The following is a 23,154-nucleotide window of genomic DNA, read 5'->3' as shown; positions in this document are numbered from 1 at the left end:
ACCTTCAATAGCATGGCCCTTAGAACGAAGCCGTCACCGACGCAAAGTAAGCCCGACCCGGTTCGTTATACGTCTGGGCACCGGCATCGTCAGCATTGCCTTTGCGATACAGGCGCTTGTCCAGCAGGTTCTCGATGCCCACGCGCACACTCAGGTTCTTGGTGAACTCGTAGCCGCTGCTCAACCCCATCAAACCGTACGGGTCCACATCCTGTTGGGCGCTGCGATCATAGCGGTTGGCGCTGCGGGAGTTGAGGGTCGGCGCCTCCTGCTTGCCGTAGTAGGTGCCGCTGACCTGGAACGACAGCTTGTCGGTGGCCTGCCAGTCCAGGGTGGTGTTGACCGTGTACTTGGGAATGACGCTCAGCGGTTCGCCGGTGTCCTTGTCCTTGGAGTCGATCATGTAGGTCAGGTTGGTGTTCCAGTCCAGGTCGTCGCGCAAGGTCATGAACAGGTTGCCCTCGACCCCCTGCACCAGTGCCGCCCCGCTGTTTTCCCACTCCAGCACGCGGCGCCCGCCGTCCAGGCGGTAGGCGGCGGTGTTGCTGGCGTTGATTTTGTTCTTGTAGTCATTACGGAAGTAGGTCGCGCTGGTGCGCCAGGTGCCTTTGTCATAGGCCAGGCCGATTTCCTTGTTGACGCTGATTTCCGGTTTCAGGTCCGGGTTACCCACCAGGTAGCAGCCGCCGGAGTTGGCTTCGCTGGCGTTGCAACCGTTGCCACGGCTGTACAGCAAGTAGTTGGGGTTGGACTGGTACAGGTTGGGCGTCTTGTAGGCGCGGGCAATACCGCCCTTGAGGCTCAGCTCATCGGTCAGTTGGTGCGAGGCGTTGAGGCTCGGGCTCCAGTTGCCGCCGTACTCTTCATGATCGTCGTAGCGCAGGCCGGGGGTGATGATGGTCTTGCTGCCGACTTCGATGTTGTCCTCGGCGAACAGCGCATAGCTGGAGGCCGTGGTCTTGGTGCTGCTGCGGCTCATCCCCGGAATGCTCGGTACGCCACCTGTGCCAGGGTCGTAGCTTTGTGGGCGCAGCGAACCCGGGTCGTTCATCGACTCGTAGAGGTATTCGCTGCCCAGGGTCAGCACCTGCTCGGTGCCGAAACTCAGGGGCAGGTTGACCTCGGCCGTGGCCCGGGTGTTGCGCAGCCGCGATTCGAAACGGCCAGCGGTGGCGGAGGGCGCGCCCTCGCCGGAACCCGCCAGGCCTTCGTTGAGGCGTGCGTTGCGGGTCAGGTCGTGGCTCAGCGATGCCATGGTCGAGCCCCAGTCGAACTCGCCACGGTGGGTGGCGGAGAAACTGCTGCGCTGGATCACGCTGGTTTCCTTGCCGACCAGGCTGTTCACGAATACACCGCCGCCGTTGAGCATGGTGTCGCCGGCGAAGATATTGCCCTGACGGCTGTAGCTGGCTTCCAGGTCCAGGGTCTGCTCGGGGGTGAATTGCCAACTGAGCAAACCGTTGACGTCCTTGTTGCGCACACCCTCGCGGCCGGCGACCAGCGAGTCTGCGCTAGCCTGCTCGGCCTGGTTGATGGTGGAGTCATCGGCATCGGTCTTGTTCAGGCCGCCATACACCCGGAACGCCAAGGTGTCGCTCAACGGGCCGCTGAGGTTGAAGTTGGTGCGTTTGCTCATGCCTTCGGCATCGTCTTCGGGCAGCGACACGTAGGTGGTCAGCGAGCCGTGCAACTGGTCGGTGGGGCGCTTGGTGATGATGTTGATCACCCCGCCCATGGCCCCGGAGCCGTAGCGAGCAGCCGCCGGGCCACGCAGGATTTCAATGCGTTCGACTTCTTCGGCCGGCACCCAGTTGGTTTCGCCACGGGTGTCACGGTCGCCGCTCCAGCCGTAGCGCACGGCGTTGCGCGAGGTCGAGGGCTTGCCATCGATCAGGATCAGGGTGTTTTCCGGGCCCATGCCGCGCAGGTCGATCTGGCGGTTGTTGCCTCGGCTGCCGCTGGAGCTGTTGCCACTGAGGTTGACGCCCGGTTCACGGCGGATGATGTCCGACAGGTCGTTGGTCGGCGGGCGTTTCTTGATGTCTTCGGCGGTGATGATCGACACGCCGGGGGCTTGTTTGAGTTCTTCGGCAGCGGTGCCCAGGATTCGTGTTTCGCTCAACTCCAGGGCTTGGGAGGTGCCGTCGACGGGCAGGTCGGTAGCGGCTACCGGCACTTTGCCGTGTTCTCTTTCCAAGGTATCCGCCAGCAGTGCGGGAGACGAGAGGGCGGCGATAAACGCCAGGGAGAAATGGCTGAGCCTGAATCGAGGTGACATGTCCGCAGAATCCTTTAGGGAAGGTGGCAACTGAGCGAGATGCACCAGAACTGCCTTCCAGCAGGATTCGGCGCCCTCTGTGCGCCGGAATGCTAGTCATTATCAAATACAAGTAAATGTCATTTACAACTTTTACACTTTGCTAAAAACAAAAAAGCCCCTCCCGCCAGACTGATGCGCAATCTGGCGGGAGAGGCTGTACAACGCTGTATCGCCCTGTGGGAGAGGGCTTGTGTGGGATAGGGCTTCGCACTGTCAGTTAAACCGCGCTGATGCTATCGCGGGCAAGCCCGCTCCCACACAAGCCCACCCCTACAGGGGGTTAGGCCACGAACTGCTCCGCGTGATGGCAAGCCACTTGGCGGTTGTCCAGTTCGCGCAGCAGCGGCTCTTCACTGCTGCAGCGCTCGGTGGCATACGGGCAGCGCTTATGGAACGCGCAGCCGGAGGGCGGGTTAAGCGGGTTGGGCAGCTCGCCGACGATCTTGATCTTCGGCTTGTTCGGGTCCGGGTGAATGGTCGGGGTGGCCGACAGCAGCGCCTGGGTGTAAGGGTGCAGCGGGCGCTCGTAGATGTCGTTCTTCGCGCCCATTTCCACCGGGCGACCGAGGTACATCACCATCACGTGGTCGGCAACGTGTTGCACCACCGCCAGGTTGTGGGAAATGAACACGTAGGCCGTGTTGTACTGCTGCTGCAGGTCCATAAACAGGTTGAGCACCTGGGCCTGGATCGACACGTCGAGGGCCGAGGTCGGTTCATCCGCCACCAGCACCTTGGGTTGCAGCATCATGGCGCGGGCCAGGGCAATGCGCTGGCGCTGGCCACCGGAGAACATGTGCGGGTAACGCTGATAATGCTCAGGGCGCAGGCCCACTTGCTTCATCATCGCCTGCACTTTTTCGCGGCGTTCGGCGGCGGACAGGTTGGTGTTGATCAACAGCGGCTCGCCCAGTTGATCACCGACTTTCTGCCGCGGATTCAACGAGGCATAGGGGCTCTGGAACACCATCTGCACGTCTTTGCGCAGTTGTTTGCGCTGGGCCTTGTCGGCGCCGGCGACTTCCTGGCCGGCGATTTTCAACGAGCCGGACGACGGCTCTTCAATCAGCGTCAGCGCCCGGGCCAGGGTGGATTTGCCACACCCCGACTCACCCACGACGGCGAGGGTCTTGCCGGCTTCCAGCTCGAACGACACGCCATTGAGGGCGCGCACGGTGGCGTGGCCCTTGAACAGGCCACGGGACACTTCGTAGTGACGGGTCAGGTCGCGGGCGGTAAGAACGACGGCCATTACGCCACCTCCTGGTTCAAGGGGTAGAAGCAGCGCACAAGGCTGTGGGCTTGCGGGTCCAGGGTCGGACGGGTCTGGCGGCAGCTGTCCTGCACATACGGGCAGCGTGGCGACAACAGGCAGCCTTGCGGGCGGTCATACCGACCGGGGACGATGCCCGGCAAGGTCGACAGACGGGCGGCGCCCATGCTGTGTTCCGGGATCGCCGCCAGCAACGCTTCGCTGTACGGGTGCGCCGGCACGTCGAACAAACCGGGCACCTGGCCGACTTCCACCGCTTGGCCGGCGTACATCACGCACACGCGCTGGGCAGTTTCCGCGACGACTGCGAGGTCGTGGGTGATCAGCACCAGGCCCATGTTCTGTTCTTTTTGCAGAGCCAGCAGCAGCTCCATGATCTGCGCCTGGATGGTCACGTCCAGGGCGGTGGTGGGTTCGTCGGCGATCAGCAGTTTTGGTTCGCCGGCAATCGCCATGGCAATTGCCACACGCTGGCTCATGCCGCCGGACAGTTGGTGCGGGTAGGCATCCATGCGGCTGGAGGCGCCAGGGATCTCGACCTTTTCCAGCAGTTCAATGGCACGCTTGCGCGCTTGCTTGCCGGACATTTTCAGGTGCAGGCGCAGCACTTCTTCAATCTGGAAACCCACGGTGTAGCTGGGGTTCAGCGCGGTCATCGGGTCCTGGAACACCATCGCCAGGTCTTTGCCGACGATCTGCCGGCGCTGGCGGTTGCTCAGCTTGAGCATGTCCTTGCCGTCGAAGGTCAGCGAGTCGGCGGTGACGATGCCGGGATGCTCGATCAGGCCCATCAGCGCCATCATGGTCACGGATTTACCCGAACCCGACTCGCCAACGATGGCCAACACTTCGCCTTTGTCCACGGACAGGTCGAGGCCATCGACCACCGGCACAGCGGTTTTGTCGCCGAAGCGCACATTGAGATTCTTGATTTCTAGCAGTGACATGGGAATCTCCTCACGCGGCATTCTTGAGTTTCGGGTCCAGCGCATCGCGCAGGCCGTCGCCCATCAGGTTGATTGCCAGCACGCTGAGCAAAATGGTCAAACCAGGCAGGCTCACGACCCACCAGGCACGTTCGATGTAGTCACGGGCCGAAGCCAGCATGGTGCCCCACTCAGGTGTCGGCGGTTGCACGCCAAGGCCGAGGAAGCCCAGGGCGGCGGCATCGAGAATCGCCGAGGAAAAGCTCAAGGTGGCCTGCACGATCAACGGCGCCATGCAGTTGGGCAGCACGGTCACGAACATCAGGCGCGGCAGGCCGGCACCGGCCAGGCGTGCGGCGGTCACGTAGTCACGGTTGAGCTCGCCCATCACCGCCGCGCGGGTCAGGCGCACGTAGGACGGCAGCGACACAATGGCAATCGCGATCACGGTGTTGATCAGGCCAGGGCCGAGGATGGCGACAATCGCCACGGCCAGCAGCAGCGATGGCAGGGCGAGCATGATATCCATCAAACGCATGATGGTCGGGCCGAGCAAGCGCGGGAAGAACCCGGCGAACAGGCCCAGCAGGATCCCCGGGATCAGCGACATCACCACCGACGACAAACCGATCAGCAACGATAGGCGTGAGCCCTGGATCAGGCGCGACAGCAGGTCGCGGCCCAGTTCGTCGGTGCCCAGCAAAAACTGGATCTGCCCGCCTTCCAGCCACGACGGCGGGGTCAGCAGGAAGTCGCGGTATTGCTCGCTCGGGTTATGGGGCGCCACCCAGGGGGCGAAGATCGCGCAGAACACGATCAGCAACATAAACAGCAGGCCGGCAACCGCGCCCTTGTTCTTGGAGAAGGCTTGCCAGAATTCTTTGTACGGCGACGGGTACAGCAGGCTTTGATCGACTGCTGACACTTGAGTAGGTGTGGTCATGGTCATGATCTCAGCGCTGGTGACGGATGCGTGGGTTGGCGAAGCCGTAGAGGATATCCACCACGAAGTTCACCAGGATCACCAGACAGGCGATCAGCAGGATGCCGTTTTGCACCACCGGGTAGTCCCGCGCGCCAATGGCTTCGATCAGCCATTTGCCGATGCCGGGCCAGGAGAAGATGGTTTCGGTCAAAACCGCACCGGCCAGCAGTGTGCCGACTTGCAGGCCCACCACTGTCAGCACCGGGATCAGCGCGTTACGCAGGCCGTGCACGAACACCACGCGCGCCGGCGACAGGCCCTTGGCCTTGGCGGTACGGATGTAGTCTTCGCGCAGCACTTCAAGCATCGAGGAACGGGTCATCCGCGCAATCACTGCCAGCGGGATGGTGCCCAGTACGATGGCCGGCAGGATCAGGTGGTGCAGGGCATCCCAGAATGCGTCCGGCTCGTCGGCCAGCAGGGTGTCGATCAGCATGAAACCGGTGCGCGGCTCGATGTCGTAGAGCAGGTCGATACGCCCGGAAACCGGGGTCCAGCCCAGGCTCACCGAGAAGAACATGATCAGGATCAGGCCCCACCAGAAGATCGGCATCGAATATCCCGCCAGGGAGATGCCCATCACCCCATGGTCGAACAGGGATCCTCGCTTGAGTGCCGCGATCACCCCGGCCAATAGCCCGAGGATGCCGGCGAACAACAGGGCGGCCATGGACAGTTCCAGGGTCGCGGGGAACAGGGCGGTGAACTCGCTCCAGACGCTGGTGCGGGTGCGCAGGGATTCGCCGAGGTCGCCCTGGGCGAGCTTGCCGACGTAGTCCAGGTATTGCGCATACAAGGGTTTGTTCAAGCCAAGGCGTTCCATTGCCTGGGCGTGCATCTCGGGGTCAACCCGCCTTTCGCCCATCATGACTTCTACGGGGTCGCCAGGGATCATGCGAATCAACGCAAAAGTCAGCAACGTGATGCCGAAGAACGTGGGGATCAATAACCCCAATCGGCGGGCAATAAAACTAAACATCGTGTTGTCTACCTCAATCAGCCGGTTAGGCAGGTCCGGCTCCGTCAACGTCGACGGAACCGGGCGTCTCTTATTACTTCACCTGGGTGGTGGCGAAGTTATTGTTGGTCAGGGGGCTTTGGGTATAACCCTCGACGTTCTTGCGCATGGCGGTGAACATTTTCGGGTAGGCCATGGGGATCCATGGTTGGTCCTTGTCGAAAACGGCCAGCGCTTGTTCATAGAGTGCGGCGCGTTCGGCGGGTTCAGCCACGGCGCGGGCCTTGTCGATCAAGCCCTGAAACTCTTGGTTACACCAGCGGGCGTAGTTTTCGCCGTTTTTAGCGGCATCGCAACTCAGGTTGGGGGTGAGGAAGTTGTCTGGGTCGCCGTTGTCTCCGGCCCAGCCGGCCGAGACCATGTCGTGTTCGCCGGCTTTGGCGCGCTTGAGCATTTCGCCCCACTCCATGACCCTGATATTGACCTTCAGGCCAATCTTCGCCAGATCCGCCTGCATGCGCTGGGCGCCGAGCATCGGGTTGGGGTTGGTCGGGCCGCCGCCGTTGCGGGTGAACAGGGTGAATTCGGTGCCTTCCGGCACGCCGGCTTCCTTGAGCAGGGCACGGGCCTTGTCCAGGTCGCGGGGCGGGTTTTTCAGCTGGTCGTTGAAGCCCAGCAGGGTCGGCGGGTACGGGCCGGTGGCGTCGATGGCATTGCCTTTGCCGTACAGGGATTCGTTATAGCCCTGTTTGTCGAACGCGATGTTGATCGCGTGGCGCACCCGCGCGTCGCTCATGTACTTGTGGGTGGTGTTCATGGCGGTGTAGGCGGTGGTCATCGCCGCCAGTTCCGCGACCTTCAGGTTGGGATCGGCCTTGATACTCGGCAGGTCGTCAGGCTTTGGATACAGCGCGATCTGGCACTCATTGGCCTTGAGCTTTTGCAGGCGCACGTTGTTATCCACCGCGATGGCCAGGATCAGCGGGTCGGCGGGCGGCTTGCCACGGAAGTATTCCGGGTTGGCCTTGAAGCGCACCTGGGCATCTTTCTGGTAGCGGGTAAAAATAAACGGGCCGGTGCCGATCGGCTTGCTGTTGAGCTCGCCGGTCTTGTTGGCGGCCAGCAGTTTGTCGGCGTATTCGGCGGAGTGGATGGCGGTGAAGGGCATCGCGACATCGGCCAGGAACGGGGCTTCGGGGCGGGTCAGGGTGAAGACCACGGTGTGGTCATCGGTCTTCTCGACGCTTTTGAGCAGTTCCTTGAAACCCATGCTTTCGAAATAGGGGAAACCGGTGGTGGACTTGTTGTGCCACGGATGTTTCGGGTCCAGTTGACGCTGGAAGCTCCAGAGCACGTCGTCGGCATTCAGGTTGCGCGTGGGCTTGAAGTAGTCGGTGGTGTGGAACTTGACGTCATCACGCAGGTGGAAGGTATAGGTCAGACCGTCTTCACTGATGTCCCACGATTTGGCGAGTGCAGGCACGATTTCAGTAGTGCCGGGCTTGAAGTCCACCAGGCGGTTGAACATGGTTTCGGCCGCAGCATCGGCGGTGACGGCCGTGGTGTACAGGACCGGGTCGAAGCCTTCCGGACTGGCTTCGGTGCAGACCACCAGCGGCTTGGCCGAAATGCCCAGGGCCACACTCAGCAGTGCAGCGGTCATGGCGGCTTGTAACGGGAGCATTTTCATTGAAGAGCCCTCTGCAAACGATTCAACCACACAAATGTAGACGGCAGGCTCGTCCTGAGCCTGCCGTTTACCTGGCGCTAATTAAAGGATGTTGAATGGGATGGTGGTGACCAGACGGAATTCCTTGACGCTGCCGTCAGATTGGAACTCGCTGCCACGGTGTTCGACGTAGGTCGCACGGATAGCAGTGGCCTTGAGCGGGCCGCTCTGGATCGCATAACCGGCGCCTACACCGTATTCCTGGTGTTTCTCGCCGTCTTGCTTCTGGATACCGTCGTAGCCCTTGCCGACTACCCCACGGTTGCCGGTGTAGTGGGTACCGTCAATGCCCCAGCCGCGAGCCGAGTAGATGTTGAACTTCAGGCCCGGCACGCCGTATTCGGCCATGTTAATGCCGTAGGCGACCTGGAAGGATTTCTCGTTCGGGCCGTTGAAGTCCGAAGTCAAGGAGTTGGCCAGGTAGATGCCGTTGGTTTCGTGCAGGTAGTCGAAGTACTCGTTACCGTTCACCGCCTGGTAGGAGAAGGTCAGGCTGTGGGCTTGGTGCGCCAGGCCCAGGGACAGGGAGAAGGTATCGTTGTCGATATCCCCCATCAGCTTTTTGCCTTCGTCGACGGTCTTGTAGTAGTTGAAGCCAGTGGTCAGGGCCAGTTGCTGGCTGTCACCCAGTTCGTGGGTTGCACCGAAGTAGTACTGGTTCCAGAAGTCCTTCACGTTGGCACCGAAGAAGCTGGTCTTCAGGCTTTTGAACGGCTGATAATTGGCGCCCAGGGTGTAGACCTTGTCGGTCTCCACGCTGGCATCGGATGTGTATTCGGTACGGAACTTCGACAGGCTCTGCTCGGTACGTGGCGAAACACGATCAAACACACCGCCCTGGAACGACAGGTTGTTGAATTCTTCGCTGTTGAAACTCACACCCTCGAAGCTCGAAGGCAGGGCACGGTTGCCGATAGTGTCGACGATAGGGCTGCTGAAATTCTGGCGACCGGCAGTCAGGGTGGTGTTGGAAACACGGAACTGGACGTTGGCCAGGCCCAGCTTGCTCCACTGGTCTACGGCATTGCCGTCAGAGTCAGCCAAGGTGCGGTTAGAGCCGCCCTTGATATCGCGTTTGCTGCGGTCCAGAACCAGAGCGTTGTACACCGCTACTTCGGTCTTGACACCAACAGTGCCCTGGGTGAAACCCGAGCTTGCGTTGAGGATGGTGCCCTGAACCCAGTTGGTACGGTTGCGGTCGGTCTTTACGACACCGTGCTCTTTGTATTTGAAGCTGCCCCCCCGGTAGAGGCTTTCGTGGGAGTACCAGTTGCGCGTACTGCCGCCGAGGCTGAAGTCTTCGATAAAGCCCTTGGCTTCGCTTTGGGCGCTGGCGCCGGCCAGTGTGGTCGGCACGAATTCCTGGCTTGCAGGTTCGGCGTAAGCGGTCGCGGTGATGCTGCTGATGGCCATGGCCAGTAGCACTTTGCTGCTTAGTTTCATGGGTGGAGCTCCTTTGGTTCTCTTTTTTTTATGCCGGCCTTTTTAGATGAGCCGGCTATTGGGTGTGTAACTCTTCAAGCACTTGCAAACGTTTGCTGTAGGACATTTCGCGAATTACAGCTGCACGTTTGCGGCAGAGCCCACTTCGCTCTGCGCATCCGGTTATTTTCTTATGGGGTGATACTGACGCCCGAGAACACGTTGCGGCCGAAGGGGCTGACTTTGAAACCTTCGACCTTGGTGCTTAACGGTTGGTTGACCGTCGAGTGGGCGACAGGCGTGATCGGCACCTGTGTTTTAAGCAGTTGCTGCGCCTGTTTGTACAGAACAGTCCGTTGTTCACGGTCGGTGACGACCTTGGCTTGCTTGATCAGCTTGTCGTACGCCGGGTCACACCACATCGAGTAGTTGTTCCCGCCGATGGCGTCGCAGCTGTAGAGGGTGCCCAGCCAGTTGTCCGGGTCACCGTTGTCGCCGGTCCAACCAATCAGGCTGACATCGTGCTCGCCGTTTTTGGTGCGCTTGATGTACTCGCCCCACTCATAGCTGACGATCTTGACCTTGAGGCCAATCTTGGCCCAGTCGCTTTGCAGCATCTCGGCCATCAGCTTGGCGTTGGGGTTGTACGGGCGCTGGACGGGCATGGCCCACAGGGTGATCTCGGTGCCTTCCTTGACGCCGGCCGCCTTGAGCAATTCCTTGGCTTTTTCCGGGTTGTAGGCGGCGTCCTTGATGCTGTCGTCATAGGACCACTGGGTCGGCGGCATGGCGTTGACCGCCAGTTGCCCCGCGCCCTGGTACACGGCATTGAGGATGCTCTGCTTATTCACCGCCATGTCCAGGGCCTGGCGCACTTCGAGCTGGTCGAAGGGTTTGTGCCGCACGTTATAGGCGATGTAGCCGAGGTTGAAGCCGGGTTTGGTCAGCAGTTGCAGGTTCGGGTCGGCCTTGAGCGCGTCGACATCGGCGGGGCGTGGATGCAGGGTGACCTGGCATTCATTGGCCTTGAGCTTCTGCACGCGTACCGAGGCGTCGGTGTTGATGGCGAAAATCAGTTGGTCGAGCTTGACCTTGCTCGGGTCCCAGTAGTTTTTATTGCCGGCGAAACGGATCTGCGAATCCTTCTGGTAACGCTGGAACACGAACGGCCCGGTGCCGATCGGCTTCTGGTTGATATCGCTGGGTTTGCCGGCCTTGAGCAGTTGCTCGGCGTACTCGGCCGAGAGGATCGCGGCGAAGCTCATGGCGATGTTCTGGATAAACGCGGCATCGACCGTGTTCAGGGTCATCACCACGGTATGCGGGTCGGTTTTCTCGACCTTGGCGATGTTCTTGTTCAGGCTCATCCCGTTGAAGTACGGAAACTCGGTGGGGTAGGCCTTGCGAAACGGGTGGTTGGCGTCAAGCATGCGGTTGAAGGTGAACAGCACGTCATCGGCGTTGAAATCCCGTGTCGGCTTGAATTCCTTGTTGCTGTGGAACTTCACCCCTTCGCGCAAGTGGAAGGTGTAGGTCAGGCCGTCTGGCGAGATATCCCACTTGGTAGCCAGCCCTGGTACGACGCCGGTTTCACCCTTTTCGAACTCAACCAGGCGGTTGTAGATCGGCTCGGCCGCATCGTTGTCGGTGGCGGTGGTGTACTGCGCAGTATCGAACCCGGCCGGGCTGCCTTCGGAGCAGAACACCAGGCTTTTCTTTTCGGCAGCCTGGCCCATCGAAGCGACGGCCAACAGGCTGGTACCCAATATCGCGGATAGAACGGTGGTATGGCGCATGACGGTCCCCAATCCATGTTTATCGTTTTCGTCAGTGAACAATCAGCACGCCTTACCTGGCATGGAGAAAGCACTGCTCCCATCCACAGCAAATGCCGTATCGGAACTGCGCGTTTGCCTACCTCGACGTTAGGGAACGAGGGCAGGGCGGTAAATGCGCAGAACCGGACAGACCTTGTAGGTATCGGACGTAACCTGCGCAGTTAGCTGCTGTAGGACGGCAGCCCATGCGGGGGTAGTTCGATTCCTAGGATCTGGGCGGATGCAATAACGGCGACGTTATGAAACGTCGCCGCTAGAGATCACTACTTGCTGACGCTTACCCCGTAGAAGGAATTCAAGCCAAATGGGCTGATCTTGAAGTCCTGCACGTTGTTGCGCATGGGTTGATACACCGTCGAGTGTGCGATAGGTGTCATGGGCACTGCATCTTTGAGGACGTGTTGCGCCTGCTTGTACAGTTCGGTGCGCTTGGCGACGTCCGATGTGGCCTTGGCTTCTTTCACGATGCCGTCGAATTTCTTGTCACACCATTTGGAGAAGTTGTTGCCGGCCAGGGAGTCGCAGCCAAACAGCACGTTCAGCCAGTTGTCCGGGTCACCATTGTCACCGCTCCAGCCGATGATCATGGCCTGGTTCTCGCCGCCCTTGGAACGCTTGATGTACTCGCCCCACTCGTAGCTGACGATGTTGACCTTCAAGCCGATCTGCTTCCAGTCGTTCTGCAGCATCTCGGCCATCAGCTTGGCGTTGGGGTTGTACGGACGCTGGACCGGCATGGCCCACAAGGTGATCTCGGTGCCTTCCTTGACGCCGGCCTCCTTGAGCAGTTCCTTGGCCTTGGCCACATCGTGCGGGACGTCCTTGATGGTGTCGTCATAGGACCATTGGGTCGGCGGCATGGCGTTGACCGCCAGTTGGCCTGCGCCCTGGTACACCGAGTCGATGATCTGCTGCTTGTTGACCGACATGTCCAGCGCCTGGCGTACGCGCAGGTCGGCCAGGGGGTTGGCGGCCGTCTGGCCCTTGAGCACTGGCATGACGTTGTAGGCGATATAACCCAGGTTGAAACCGGCCTGGTGCGGCAGTTTCAGGGTTTTGTCCTCGCCCAGGGCCTTGAGGTCGGCCGGACGCGGGAAGAGGGTGACCTGGCATTCATTCTTCTTGAGTTTCTGCACACGCACCGACGGGTCGGTGGTGATGGCGAAGATCAGGTTGTCGATCTTCACGTCTTCAGGCTTCCAGTAATCCTTGTTGCCGGTGAAGCGGATGTTGGAGTCTTTCTGGTAGCTCTTGAACACGAACGGACCAGTGCCGACCGGCTTCTGGTTGATGTCCTGGGGCTTGCCGTCCTTCAACAGTTGGGCGGCGTATTCGGCCGACTGTACCGAGGCGAAGCTCATGGCCAGGTTCTGGATAAACGCGGCGTCCACGGTGCCAAGGGTGAACTTGACGGTGTGGTCGTCGATTTTCTCGATGTTCTTGATGTTGGTGTCCATCCCCATGTCCGTGAAGTACGGGAACTCGGTGGGGTAGGCCTTACGGAACGGATCGTCTTTATTGATCATCCGGTTGAAGGTGAAGAGCACGTCGTCGGCGTTGAATTCACGAGTCGGCTTGAAATACGGCGTGGTGTGGAACTTGACCCCTTCGCGCAGGTGGAAGGTGTAGGTCAGGCCGTCTTCGGATACATCCCACTTGGTGGCCAGGCCAGGAATCACGGCGGTGCCGCCGCGCTCGAACTGGCTGAGCCGGTTGAACATGGTTTCGGCCGAAGCATCGAAGTCTGTTCCGGTAGTGTACTGGCCTGGGTCGAAACCGGCCGGGCTCCCTTCGGAGCAGAACACCAGATTAGTCGCCGCCTGGGCGAAAGGTGCAGCGGCCATTAAACCGGCGCTGACTAAAAACGGAATGACTGCGTGTTTAAGCATGTTGGCCTCATGATTTGTTGTCATTTTTGGAATTGAGGGCGACCTCGTGAGTCGGCCTGCGGATACTTATGCAGGCCCCATACCCAATGCAAGACGTTGAGAGGCAACAAGCGGCAAAGAGTGGTACGAACGTACAGGAATGTCGCATTCATATAATTTTCGACACGAAACTGTACTTTTGAGGGCTTTTTTCGGTGCGTGGAGTGCACCGAATAAGTCCAACCGAGGTGTCTGGCGCACCCGGTTGGGGCATAGTTGTTACTTATTCAGACTTACGCCGTAGAACGGTGTCAGGCCAAACGGGCTGATCTTGAAGTCCTGGACCTCCTTGCGCAGTGGCTGGAAAACCGTCGAGTTCGCAATAGGCGTTATAGGTACTTGATCCTTAAGTATTTTTTGCGCCTGTTGATACCACTTTATGCGTTCGTCACGGTCACTGCTGAGCTTGGCCTTCTGCACCAGTTGGTCGTACTGCGGGTTACACCATTTTGCATAGTTGCTGCCCTTGACCGCGGCACAACTGTAGAGCGCGCCCAGCCAGTTATCCGGGTCGCCGTTGTCGCCGGTCCAGCCGTAGATCATCACATCGTGCTCGCCGTTTTTTGCGCGCTTGATGTATTCGCCCCACTCATAGCTGACGATATTGGCGGTGATCCCGACTTTGGCCCAATCCTGCTGGATCATCTGCGCCGACATTCGCGCGTTGGGATTGGAGGCGCGCTGCACGGTCATCGCCCACAGATTGATGGTGGTACCTGGTGCAACCCCTGCTTCTTTTAGTAGCGCCCGGGCCTTGGCAGGGTCGTGCGGTGCGTCCTTGATGCTGGGGTCATAAGACCACTGGGCCGGCGGCAGTGCGTTCTGCGCCAATTGCCCGGCACTTTGGTACACCGCCTGGATAATCGCCGGCTTATCGATGGCCATGTCCAGGGCCTGGCGCACCTTGAGCTGGTCCAGCGGCGGATGGGTCACGTTATAGGCCAGAAAGCCCAGGTTGAAGCCCGCCTGCTGCTGCACGCGCAGGTTTGGATCCTGCTTCATCACCTCGATATCCGAGGGGCGCGGATAGCCGCTGACCTGGCATTCGCCGGCCTTGAGCTTTTGTAGGCGCGACGCGGCGTCCGGGGTGATCGCAAACACCAGGCTGTCGAGTTTCACATCCTCAGGCTTCCAATAGTTTTTATTGGCGACGTAGCGAATCTGCGAGTCCTTCTGGTAGCGCTTGAACACAAACGGCCCGGTGCCGATCGGTTTCTGGTTGATATCGGCGGCCTTGCCGTCTTTAAGCAACTGCGCCGCGTACTCGGCCGATTGCACGGACGCAAAGCTCATGGCCAGGTTCTGCACGAAAGCGGCATCGACGTTATTGAGGTTGAAGCGCACGCTGTGCTCGTCGAGCTTTTCCACACTTTTGATCGTGGTATTCAGGCCCATATCGGTGAAGTACGGCGACTCGGACGGGTAGGCCTGACGGAATGGATGGTTGGCGTCCAGCAGGCGCTGGAAAGTGAACAGCACATCGTCGGCATTGAAGTCGCGGGTCGGGGTGAAGTACTCGGTGCTGTGGAACTTGACCCCGTCGCGCAGGTGAAAGGTGTAGGCCAGGCCGTCCTTGGACACCTCCCAACGGGTCGCCAGGCCCGGCTCGACTTCGGTCCCGCCGCGCTTGAACTGGGTCAGGCGGTTGAACACGGTTTCGGCCGAGGCATCAAAATCGGTGCCGCTGGTGTACTGGCTCGGATCGAACCCGGCGGGGCTGGCTTCGGAGCAGTAGACCAGGGTGCTTGCCGCCTGGGCCGTGGGCATGCACGCCAGCAGGCTGGCAACGAGGAGGAGCGGCTTGAAGACAGTTCTATCCATGGTGACCCCTGAAATGGCAGGTAAACAACGGCCAAAAAAAACGGCGGTCACCGAGGTTACCGCCGTTGTGGGTCATCAGGTAAGGCTTATGGCATCTGTACTTCAATCACCCCGTCGGCACTCATGCTGACCTGGCTGGTGCCGGCCTCTACCTCAGGTGTCGGCGCCGAATCCATCGCTGCCGCCTTCATCATCATCCCGCCATTTCGCGCGTACGGCATTGGGTAGCCGTTGGTGTTGAAGTTCAGGTTGACGATCTTGTAGCCCTTGCCGCCGAGTGCATCGGTGGCCAGTTGGGCGCGGGCCTTGAACGCGGCGACCGCATCCTTGAGCAACGCGTCTTCGCTGGACTTGCGCGTGGCGTCGGCGATGGCGAAGTCCATATTGTCCATTTTCAGGGTGTTGAGCAGCTCGCCGGTGAGCTTGGACAGCGCGGGGAAGTCCGCGCTTTCCAGACGCAGTTCGGCGCGCTCGCGCCAGCCGGTGATCTTCTGGTTCTTGTTGTCGTAGATCGGATAGCTGTTGCGGCTGCCCTGGCGCAGGGTCACGGCTTTTACTTCGCGAGCTTCGCCCAGCGCCTTGTTCATGATGGTTGTGACTTCGGCGGCGAGCTGGGCCGGGTCAGTATTTTGCGACTCGGTGTAGAGGGTGACGATCATCTTGTCACGGGCCACTTCCTGGCTGACTTCGGCCCGCAGGGAAATCTGGTTGTAGTGCAGTTGGTCGGCGGCCAGCGCGGGCAGGCTGGCAATGCTGCCAACGCTGAGGGCAATAAGGGCGGCACTGCGAGTGAAACGTGACATGGAAGCTCCTTGAGAGTGATCGTGTTCGGTAAGACTGTAGACGGGGGATTCGGGTTCGGCGGGTTACAAAATCTCTACATCTGGCGACGATGCCGACGAACGGTCATAAAGCCATGACCTGCGTCAAAGGGCCACAGACTCGCAGACTGTATCGTCGCTTCGTTTATACTTGCTGCGATCCGCCTGGAGCGCTCATCAGGAGAGCTCATGCTCGCCCCCGTAAAACTGACTTCCGCCACTCGCCAGAACCTCTGGCGCCTGACGTTTATCCGCACCCTGGTGCTGGCCGCCCAGGCCGGTTCCGTGGGGCTCGCCTATTGGTTTGAACTGCTGCCGCTGCCTTGGCTGCAACTGTGGGTGACCCTGGCCTTTTCCACGGTGCTGTGTGTGTTCACGGCCATCCGTCTGCGCACCACCTGGCCGGTGACGGAGCTGGAGTACGCGCTGCAACTGGCCTGCGACCTGTTTATCCACAGCGTGTTGCTGTATTTCTCCGGTGGCTCCACCAACCCCTTCGTTTCCTATTACCTGGTACCGCTGACCATCGCTGCCGTGACCTTGCCGTGGCGCTATTCGGTGATCCTGTCGGGGATTGCCCTGGCGCTTTACACCTTGTTGCTGGCGCAGTTCTATCCCCTGGAAACCTTCCCGATTGCCCGGGAAAACCTGCAGATCTACGGCATGTGGCTGAGCTTCGCGCTGTCGGCGGCGGTGATCACCTTTTTTGCCGCGCGCATGGCCGAAGAGCTGCGGCGCCAGGAAGAACTGCGCGCAATCCGCCGTGAAGAGGGCCTGCGTGACCAGCAACTGCTGGCCGTGGCGACCCAGGCCGCCGGTGCGGCCCATGAACTGGGCACGCCGCTGGCAACCATGAGCGTGCTGATCAAGGAAATGCGCCAGGACCATCACGACCCGGCCTTGCAAGACGACCTCGGCGTGTTGCAGGAACAGGTCAAGCAGTGCAAGCAGACCTTGCAGCAACTGGTGCGCGCCGCTGAAGCCAACCGGCGCCTGGCGGTGGATATGCAAGACGTCACCCAGTGGCTGGACGAAGCCCTGAACCGCTGGCACTTGATGCGTCCCGAAGCCAGTTACCGTTTCCACCTGCTGGGGCAGGGCGCAGTGCCGCGTATGGCGCCACCGCCGGACCTGACCCAGGCGTTGCTGAACCTGTTGAACAATGCAGCCGACGCCTGCCCGGAAGGGTTGGAAGTGCAGTTGGACTGGGATTGGGAAAACCTCACCATCAGTATTCGCGACCACGGCGCTGGCGTGCCGCTGGCGATTGCCGAGCAGATCGGCAAGCCATTCTTTACCACCAAGGGCAAAGGCTTCGGCCTGGGCCTGTTCTTGAGCAAGGCCAGCGTGACCCGCGCTGGCGGCTCGGTGAAACTTTACCCCCATGAGGAAGGCGGCACGCTCACCGAGCTGCGCCTGCCCCGTGCTGCACGAGGAGACATCGATGAGTGACGAGATCCAAGTCGAAGGCGAAGAACTGCCGCACCTGTTGCTGGTAGATGACGATGCCACCTTTACCCGCGTAATGGCGCGAGCCATGAGCCGTCGCGGGTTTCGCGTCAGCACTGCAGGTTCCGCCGAAGAAGGCCTGGCCATCGCCCAGGCCGACCTGCCGGACTACGCGGCACTGGACCTGAAAATGGACGGTGACTCGGGCCTTGTGCTGCTGCCCAAGCTGCTGGAGCTGGACCCGGAAATGCGCGTGCTGATCCTCACCGGGTATTCGAGCATTGCCACCGCTGTCGAGGCGATCAAGCGCGGTGCCTGCAACTACCTGTGCAAGCCGGCGGACGCCGATGATGTGCTGGCCGCCTTGCTCTCCGAGCATGCCGACCTCGACACCCTGGTGCCGGAAAACCCGATGTCGGTGGACCGCCTGCAGTGGGAGCACATCCAGCGCGTGTTGACCGAGCACGAAGGCAATATCTCAGCCACGGCCCGTGCCCTGGGCATGCACCGCCGGACCTTGCAGCGCAAGCTGCAGAAGCGCCCGGTACGGCGCTGAACTACGGTGAGTGGGCTTGTGTGGGAGCGGGCTTGCTCGCGAAGGCGCAGTGTCAGTCAAGTCTTTAACAACTGACACTCCACCTTCGCGAGCGAGCCCGCTCCCACATTGGATCTCCATTGTTCTGCCGATCCAGTTCCAACAAAAAGCCCGGCTGATCATGGATCAGCCGGGCTTTTTGTATGGCTTGAAAACGACTTACTTTTTCAAGCCGTAATGCTCATCCAGCATGCCGGGGGCGTTCGGCGCCTTTGGCGCGTAGTCCCGCGGCGGCTCCTGGTTTTCCCGTGGCGGGGTCAGGCGCTCCCGTGGGGCTTGCGTGGCATCGGAATGCAGCGCGGCCAGCAGACGCTGACGGGTAATATCGTCCAGGGCCAGGCGGTTGGCGCCATCGGCGAGGTGATCCTGTACTTCCTGGTAGCTCTGGGTGAGCTTCTTGACCAGGGTCGCGGTGCTGTTGAAGTGGGTAACAACCTCGTTCTGATAACTGTCAAAACGTTCCTGGATGTCATCCAACTGACGCTGCGTGCGGTTAGGCGCGGCATTCGGCAGGAGGCGAGCAACCAGGAATCCAATGGCGACACCGGCAACCAGGGCAAGAGTCGGCAACAACCAAACTAAGAGCGAGTGTTCCACGAGTCCTTCCTCTATAAACGGCTTTGCTTTACGTTAACGGCTCGGACCTGCGCTGTATACCGCGATTAAGCTCGCAATGATGCCATGCACAGACTTTTAGCTAGACGAGTCGACCCCTTGAGAGGTCACGGAGTTCATTCCTTGCTCATGCGTGAAACCCCTGTTTTGATTGATGGCCCGGTAGGCCAATTGGAAGCCTTGTACCTCGATCACCCCGAGCCACGTGGCCTGGCGCTGATCTGCCACCCTAACCCGGTGCAGGGTGGGACCATGCTCAATAAAGTCGTCTCGACCCTGCAACGTACCGCCCGCGATGCCGGTTTGATTACTTTGCGTTTCAATTACCGTGGCGTCGGTGCCAGCGCTGGTAGCCATGATATGGCCACAGGTGAAGTGGACGATGCCGAAGCCGCCGTAAGCTGGCTGCGTGAAAAACACCCGGACCTGCCCATCACCTTGCTGGGTTTCTCGTTCGGTGGATTTGTTGCCGCCAGTCTCGGCGGGCGCCTGGAAGCCAAGGGCGAAAAACTCGCGCACCTGTTTATGGTGGCTGCGGCCGTCATGCGTTTGCGTGACGAGGACCCGCTTCCACAGGGCTGCCCGCTGACCGTGATCCAGCCGGAAACCGACGAAGTGGTCGACCCGCAGCAGGTCTACGACTGGTCTGCCGCCCTCAAACGCCCCCATGAGCTGCTGAAAGTGGCAGAATGCGGGCACTTTTTTCATGGCAAGCTCACCGATCTCAAGGATCTGGTGCTGCCGCGCCTTTCGAATTGATAGCAGTCTGATAAGCGATTACCCATGACGACTCGTACCCGTATCCTCACCGGCATCACCACCACCGGCACCCCGCACCTGGGCAACTACGCCGGTGCCATCCGCCCGGCGATCCTCGCCAGCCAGGATGCCAATGCCGATTCGTTCTACTTCCTGGCCGACTACCACGCCCTGATCAAGTGCGATGACCCGCAGCGCATCCAGCGCTCGCGTATGGAAATCGCCGCGACCTGGCTGGCCGGTGGCCTGGATGTGAACCGGGTGACCTTCTACCGTCAGTCCGATATCCCGGAAATTCCCGAGCTGACCTGGCTGCTGACTTGCGTCGCGGCCAAGGGCCTGCTCAACCGTGCCCACGCCTACAAGGCCTCGGTGGACAAGAACCTGGAAAACGGCGAAGACCCGGATGCCGGGATCAGCATGGGCCTGTACAGCTATCCGGTGCTGATGGCGGCGGACATCCTGATGTTCAATGCCCATAAGGTCCCGGTCGGCCGCGACCAGATCCAGCACGTGGAAATGGCCCGTGATATCGGCCAGCGTTTCAACCACCTGTTCGGCAAGGGCAAAGAGTTCTTCACCATGCCCGAGGCAGTGATTGAAGAAGGTGTCGCCACCTTGCCGGGCCTGGATGGGCGCAAGATGTCGAAGAGCTACGACAACACCATTCCGTTGTTCACCACCGCCAAGGACATGAAGGACGCGATCTCGCGAATCGTCACCGACTCCCGCGCGCCGGGTGAGGCCAAGGATCCGGATAACTCGCACCTGTTCACCTTGTACCAGGCGTTCGCCACCCCTGAACAGGAACAGCAACTGCGCAGCGAACTGCTCGACGGCCTGGGCTGGGGCGAGGCGAAAAACCGCCTGTTCCAACTGCTGGACGGCCAGTTGGGCGAAGCCCGCGAGCGCTACCATCAATTGATGGCGCGCCCTTCGGACATGGAAGACCTGCTGCTGGTCGGCGCCAAGAAGGCCCGTGCCGTCGCCGGTCCATTCCTGCAGGAGCTGCGGGAAGCCGTGGGCCTGCGCTCGTTCGTCAACCAGGCCAGCGAGGCTGCCAGCACCAAGAAGAAGGCAGTCAAGGCCGCGCGGTTTGTCAGCTTCCGTGAAGACGACGGCAGCTTCCGCTTCCGCCTGCTGGCGGCTGACGGCGAGCAGCTGTTGTTGTCGCGCAACTTTGCCGATGGCAAGGCGGCCGGCGCTGTCACCAAGCAGTTGCAGTCCGGCCAGGCGCTGGATGTGCGCAGTGAGGCCCTGGGCTTTACGGTGTGGCTCGACGGCGCGTGTATCGCCGACAGCCCGGCCTTCGCCGATAGCGCTGCGCGGGATGCCGCCATCGAAGCCGTGCGCGTAGCATTGACGCCAATCGAAGACTGACCCGACCAAGGGTTGATTGCCATTATCCGGGGCCGTCGTTACAGTGACGGCCCGTTTTTGTTGCCTTGCTAACGAAATTATGACGCCCCTAGAACGATATCAAGCTGATCTGAAGCGCCCCGACTTCTTCCATGATGCTGCCCAGGAAACGGCGGTGCGTCACTTGCAGCGCCTGTACGAAGACCTGGTCGCCTCTTCCCAGAGCAAGCCGGGGATGCTCAGCAAGCTGTTTGGCAAGAAAGACCAGACGCCGGTCAAAGGCTTGTACTTCTGGGGCGGTGTGGGTCGCGGCAAGACTTACCTGGTCGACACCTTCTTCGAAGCGCTGCCGTTCAAGGAGAAGTCGCGCACTCACTTCCACCGCTTCATGAAGCGCGTGCACGAAGAGATGAAGACCCTGCACGGCGAGAAAAACCCGCTGACCATCATCGCCAAGCGTTTCTCCCAGGAAGCGCGGGTTATCTGTTTCGATGAGTTCTTCGTGTCCGATATCACCGATGCGATGATTCTCGGCACCCTGATGGAAGAGTTGTTCAAGAACGGCGTGACCCTGGTCGCCACCTCGAACATCGTGCCTGACGGCCTGTACAAGGACGGCCTGCAGCGTGCGCGTTTCCTGCCGGCCATCGCTCTGATCAAGCAGCACACCGATATCGTCAACGTCGACAGCGGCGTCGATTACCGCCTGCGGCACCTCGAGCAAGCCGAGTTGTTCCACTTCCCCCTCGACGAAGCGGCCCACGAAAGCCTGCGCAAGAGCTTCCGTGCGTTGACGCCGGAATGCACCCAGGCGGTGGAAAACGATAAGTTGATGATCGAGAATCGCCAGATCATTGCCCTGCGCACCTGTGACGACGTGGCCTGGTTCGACTTCCGCGAGCTGTGCGACGGCCCCCGCAGCCAGAACGACTACATCGAACTGGGCAAGATCTTCCATGCCGTGATCTTGAGCGGTGTCGAGCAAATGAGCGTCACTACCGACGACATCGCCCGGCGCTTTATCAACATGGTCGATGAATTCTACGACCGTAACGTCAAGCTGATCATCTCGGCTGAAGTCGAACTCAAGGACCTCTACACCGGCGGTCGCTTGAACTTCGAGTTCCAACGGACCTTGAGCCGCTTGCTGGAAATGCAGTCCCACGAGTTCCTGGCGCGGGCGCACAAGCCTTAGGCAAACACCGAACCAAAATGTGGGAGCGGGCTTGCTCGCGAATGCGGCGTATCAGTCGACTTATTCGTTAACTGACACACCGCATTCGCGAGCAAGCCCGCTCCCACATTTGATTGTGCCCGGCTTTAGTTAGGCGGCCTGCTGGAACTGCTGGCGATACTGGTTCGGCGACAGTTCCGTGTGCTGCCTGAACAGCCGCGCAAAAAAGCTCGCATCGTCGTAACCCACCTCATAGCTGATGGTCTTGATGCTCTTGCGGCTGCCCGACAACAACCCCTTGGCTGTCTCGATGCGCAGGCGTTGCAGGTAGTGCAGCGGCTTGTCGCCGGTAGCGGTCTGGAAGCGCCGCATAAAGTTGCGGATGCTCATGCCGTGTTCTCGGGCCACGTCTTCAAAGCGGAACTTGTCGGCGAAGTGCTCTTCGAGCCAATGCTGGATCTGCAGGATGATCACATCCTGGTGCAGCTTCTGCCCACCAAAACCGATGCGTCCCGGCGCGTAGCTGCGCTGCACTTCGTAAAGGATGTCGCGGGCCACGGCCTGGGCGATGTTGGCGCCGCAGAAGCGCTCGATCAGATAGATGTAGAGATCGCAGGCCGACGTGGTGCCCCCGGCGCAGTACAGGTTGTCGGCGTCAGTCAGGTGCTTGTCCTGATTGAGCTGGACCTTGGGGAAGCGTTCGCTGAAGGCGTTGAAGAAGCGCCAGTAGGTGGTCGCCTCCTTGCCATCAAGCAGGCCGGCTTCGGCGAGCCAGAACACCCCGGTGGCCTCACCGCATAACACCGCCCCGCGCGCATGTTGCTCGCGCAGCCAGGGCAGGATCTGTGGGTAGCGTTTGCTCAGGGCGTCGAAGTCATCCCAGAAGGCCGGCAGCACAATGATATCGGCGTTTTCCAGGCCGCCGTCGACCGGCATGATCACATCGCTGAAGCTGCACACCGATTGCCCATCGGGGCTTACCAGGCGGGTTTCAAAGGCCGGCGTGAGGCCCAGGCCCTGCTGTTTGCCGTAACGCAGGCTGGCGAGGTGGAAGAAATCCTTGGCTTGCATGAGGGTGGAAGCAAACACCCGGTCAATGGCCAAAATGCTGACGCGCCGCAAGGGCGTGGAGACGAGGTTAGACATAATTTCGATTATTCTTATAGGGGAAAGTGGTCAACT

18 protein-coding genes are annotated in these 23,154 nt (G+C 60.4%); 5 read left to right on the top strand and 13 right to left on the bottom strand.

Annotated elements, in window-relative coordinates:
* Positions 1-19 precede the first annotated feature (19 nt).
* The 11 genes from HU773_RS23720 to HU773_RS23670 form a co-directional block, all read right to left on the bottom strand.
* On the bottom strand, positions 20-2,278 hold the full coding sequence (locus HU773_RS23720) for a TonB-dependent siderophore receptor (RefSeq protein WP_057438048.1): 2,259 nt from the start codon (positions 2,276-2,278) through the stop codon (positions 20-22).
* A gap of 322 nt (positions 2,279-2,600) precedes the next feature.
* The gene (locus HU773_RS23715; RefSeq protein WP_057958423.1) at positions 2,601-3,572 is read right to left on the bottom strand and encodes a peptide ABC transporter ATP-binding protein; all 972 of its coding nucleotides are present in this window, start codon (positions 3,570-3,572) and stop codon (positions 2,601-2,603) included.
* Positions 3,572-4,540 carry an ABC transporter ATP-binding protein gene (locus HU773_RS23710; protein WP_057438051.1) on the bottom strand — a complete coding sequence of 323 codons (969 nt, stop codon included), beginning with the start codon at positions 4,538-4,540 and terminating at the stop codon, positions 3,572-3,574. The genes HU773_RS23715 and HU773_RS23710 overlap by 1 nt, the downstream gene beginning before the upstream one ends.
* A gap of 10 nt (positions 4,541-4,550) precedes the next feature.
* On the bottom strand, positions 4,551-5,462 hold the full coding sequence (locus HU773_RS23705) for an ABC transporter permease subunit (protein ID WP_029291943.1): 912 nt from the start codon (positions 5,460-5,462) through the stop codon (positions 4,551-4,553).
* A 10-nt stretch (positions 5,463-5,472) separates the two neighbouring features.
* Positions 5,473-6,483 carry an ABC transporter permease subunit gene (locus tag HU773_RS23700; protein WP_057958424.1) on the bottom strand — a complete coding sequence of 337 codons (1,011 nt, stop codon included), beginning with the start codon at positions 6,481-6,483 and terminating at the stop codon, positions 5,473-5,475.
* Between the two features lie 73 nt (positions 6,484-6,556).
* Positions 6,557-8,152 (bottom strand): ABC transporter substrate-binding protein, encoded by a 1,596-nt coding sequence (locus tag HU773_RS23695; protein WP_057958425.1) that lies wholly within the window; start codon positions 8,150-8,152, stop codon positions 6,557-6,559.
* Between the two features lie 81 nt (positions 8,153-8,233).
* The gene (locus HU773_RS23690; protein WP_057958426.1) at positions 8,234-9,634 is read right to left on the bottom strand and encodes an OprD family outer membrane porin; all 1,401 of its coding nucleotides are present in this window, start codon (positions 9,632-9,634) and stop codon (positions 8,234-8,236) included.
* A 170-nt stretch (positions 9,635-9,804) separates the two neighbouring features.
* A complete protein-coding gene (locus HU773_RS23685; protein ID WP_370694608.1) occupies positions 9,805-11,349 on the bottom strand; it encodes an ABC transporter substrate-binding protein in 1,545 nt (514 codons plus the stop codon).
* A gap of 365 nt (positions 11,350-11,714) precedes the next feature.
* Positions 11,715-13,340: an ABC transporter substrate-binding protein gene (locus HU773_RS23680; protein WP_057438055.1), complete on the bottom strand. Its 1,626-nt coding sequence runs from the start codon at positions 13,338-13,340 to the stop codon at positions 11,715-11,717.
* A 258-nt stretch (positions 13,341-13,598) separates the two neighbouring features.
* The gene (locus tag HU773_RS23675) at positions 13,599-15,200 is read right to left on the bottom strand and encodes an ABC transporter substrate-binding protein (protein ID WP_186625294.1); all 1,602 of its coding nucleotides are present in this window, start codon (positions 15,198-15,200) and stop codon (positions 13,599-13,601) included.
* Between the two features lie 86 nt (positions 15,201-15,286).
* Complete coding sequence (locus HU773_RS23670; RefSeq protein WP_186625292.1) at positions 15,287-16,003, bottom strand: SIMPL domain-containing protein; 717 nt, start codon at positions 16,001-16,003, stop codon at positions 15,287-15,289.
* Between the two features lie 207 nt (positions 16,004-16,210).
* Here HU773_RS23670 and HU773_RS23665 point away from each other — a divergent pair, with 207 nt between their 5' ends.
* On the top strand, positions 16,211-17,473 hold the full coding sequence (locus tag HU773_RS23665) for an ATP-binding protein (protein ID WP_057958430.1): 1,263 nt from the start codon (positions 16,211-16,213) through the stop codon (positions 17,471-17,473).
* The gene (locus HU773_RS23660) at positions 17,466-18,026 is read left to right on the top strand and encodes a response regulator transcription factor (protein ID WP_057958431.1); all 561 of its coding nucleotides are present in this window, start codon (positions 17,466-17,468) and stop codon (positions 18,024-18,026) included. The genes HU773_RS23665 and HU773_RS23660 overlap by 8 nt, the downstream gene beginning before the upstream one ends.
* Positions 18,027-18,224: 198 nt before the next feature.
* On the opposite strand, the gene HU773_RS23655 is transcribed toward HU773_RS23660, so the two are convergent.
* A complete protein-coding gene (locus HU773_RS23655) occupies positions 18,225-18,662 on the bottom strand; it encodes a Z-ring associated ZapG family protein (protein ID WP_120734150.1) in 438 nt (145 codons plus the stop codon).
* A gap of 147 nt (positions 18,663-18,809) precedes the next feature.
* Between HU773_RS23655 and HU773_RS23650 the strand changes: the two genes are divergently transcribed.
* The 3 genes from HU773_RS23650 to zapE all read left to right on the top strand — a co-directional run bounded on the left by HU773_RS23650 (position 18,810) and on the right by zapE (position 21,993).
* Positions 18,810-19,439 (top strand): alpha/beta hydrolase, encoded by a 630-nt coding sequence (locus tag HU773_RS23650; RefSeq protein WP_057438061.1) that lies wholly within the window; start codon positions 18,810-18,812, stop codon positions 19,437-19,439.
* 24 nt (positions 19,440-19,463) lie between these two features.
* Complete coding sequence (locus HU773_RS23645; protein ID WP_057438063.1) at positions 19,464-20,819, top strand: tryptophan--tRNA ligase; 1,356 nt, start codon at positions 19,464-19,466, stop codon at positions 20,817-20,819.
* A 79-nt stretch (positions 20,820-20,898) separates the two neighbouring features.
* Complete coding sequence (gene zapE / locus HU773_RS23640; protein WP_057438065.1) at positions 20,899-21,993, top strand: cell division protein ZapE; 1,095 nt, start codon at positions 20,899-20,901, stop codon at positions 21,991-21,993.
* Positions 21,994-22,122: 129 nt separating this feature from the next.
* Here the strand turns inward: zapE and HU773_RS23635 are convergent, their stop codons facing one another.
* Positions 22,123-23,043, bottom strand: coding sequence for a GlxA family transcriptional regulator (locus HU773_RS23635; RefSeq protein WP_169866093.1), 921 nt, complete (start codon positions 23,041-23,043; stop codon positions 22,123-22,125).
* Positions 23,044-23,154: the final 111 nt, after the last annotated feature.

Origin of the sequence: Pseudomonas shahriarae (assembly GCF_014268455.2) — a bacterium.
GTDB classification, from domain to species: domain Bacteria; phylum Pseudomonadota; class Gammaproteobacteria; order Pseudomonadales; family Pseudomonadaceae; genus Aquipseudomonas; species Aquipseudomonas shahriarae.
This window is presented reverse-complemented; position numbering and strand designations above follow the sequence as displayed.

Excerpts from the sequence above, each read along its gene's own strand:
- HU773_RS23680 (WP_057438055.1), bottom strand. The coding sequence starts at position 13,340 with ATGCTTAAACACGCAGTCATTCCGTTTTTAGTCAGCGCCGGTTTAATG.
- HU773_RS23700 (WP_057958424.1), bottom strand. The coding sequence starts at position 6,483 with ATGTTTAGTTTTATTGCCCGCCGATTGGGGTTATTGATCCCCACGTTC.
- HU773_RS23715 (WP_057958423.1), bottom strand. The coding sequence starts at position 3,572 with ATGGCCGTCGTTCTTACCGCCCGCGACCTGACCCGTCACTACGAAGTG.
- HU773_RS23635 (WP_169866093.1), bottom strand. The coding sequence starts at position 23,043 with ATGCAAGCCAAGGATTTCTTCCACCTCGCCAGCCTGCGTTACGGCAAA.
- HU773_RS23695 (WP_057958425.1), bottom strand. The coding sequence starts at position 8,152 with ATGAAAATGCTCCCGTTACAAGCCGCCATGACCGCTGCACTGCTGAGT.
- HU773_RS23710 (WP_057438051.1), bottom strand. The coding sequence starts at position 4,540 with ATGTCACTGCTAGAAATCAAGAATCTCAATGTGCGCTTCGGCGACAAA.
- HU773_RS23705 (WP_029291943.1), bottom strand. The coding sequence starts at position 5,462 with ATGACCACACCTACTCAAGTGTCAGCAGTCGATCAAAGCCTGCTGTAC.
- HU773_RS23665 (WP_057958430.1), top strand. The coding sequence starts at position 16,211 with ATGCTCGCCCCCGTAAAACTGACTTCCGCCACTCGCCAGAACCTCTGG.
- zapE (WP_057438065.1), top strand. The coding sequence starts at position 20,899 with ATGACGCCCCTAGAACGATATCAAGCTGATCTGAAGCGCCCCGACTTC.
- HU773_RS23670 (WP_186625292.1), bottom strand. The coding sequence starts at position 16,003 with ATGTCACGTTTCACTCGCAGTGCCGCCCTTATTGCCCTCAGCGTTGGC.
- HU773_RS23685 (WP_370694608.1), bottom strand. The coding sequence starts at position 11,349 with ATGGGCCAGGCTGCCGAAAAGAAAAGCCTGGTGTTCTGCTCCGAAGGC.
- HU773_RS23660 (WP_057958431.1), top strand. The coding sequence starts at position 17,466 with ATGAGTGACGAGATCCAAGTCGAAGGCGAAGAACTGCCGCACCTGTTG.
- HU773_RS23720 (WP_057438048.1), bottom strand. The coding sequence starts at position 2,278 with ATGTCACCTCGATTCAGGCTCAGCCATTTCTCCCTGGCGTTTATCGCC.
- HU773_RS23675 (WP_186625294.1), bottom strand. The coding sequence starts at position 15,200 with ATGGATAGAACTGTCTTCAAGCCGCTCCTCCTCGTTGCCAGCCTGCTG.
- HU773_RS23690 (WP_057958426.1), bottom strand. The coding sequence starts at position 9,634 with ATGAAACTAAGCAGCAAAGTGCTACTGGCCATGGCCATCAGCAGCATC.
- HU773_RS23645 (WP_057438063.1), top strand. The coding sequence starts at position 19,464 with ATGACGACTCGTACCCGTATCCTCACCGGCATCACCACCACCGGCACC.
- HU773_RS23650 (WP_057438061.1), top strand. The coding sequence starts at position 18,810 with ATGCGTGAAACCCCTGTTTTGATTGATGGCCCGGTAGGCCAATTGGAA.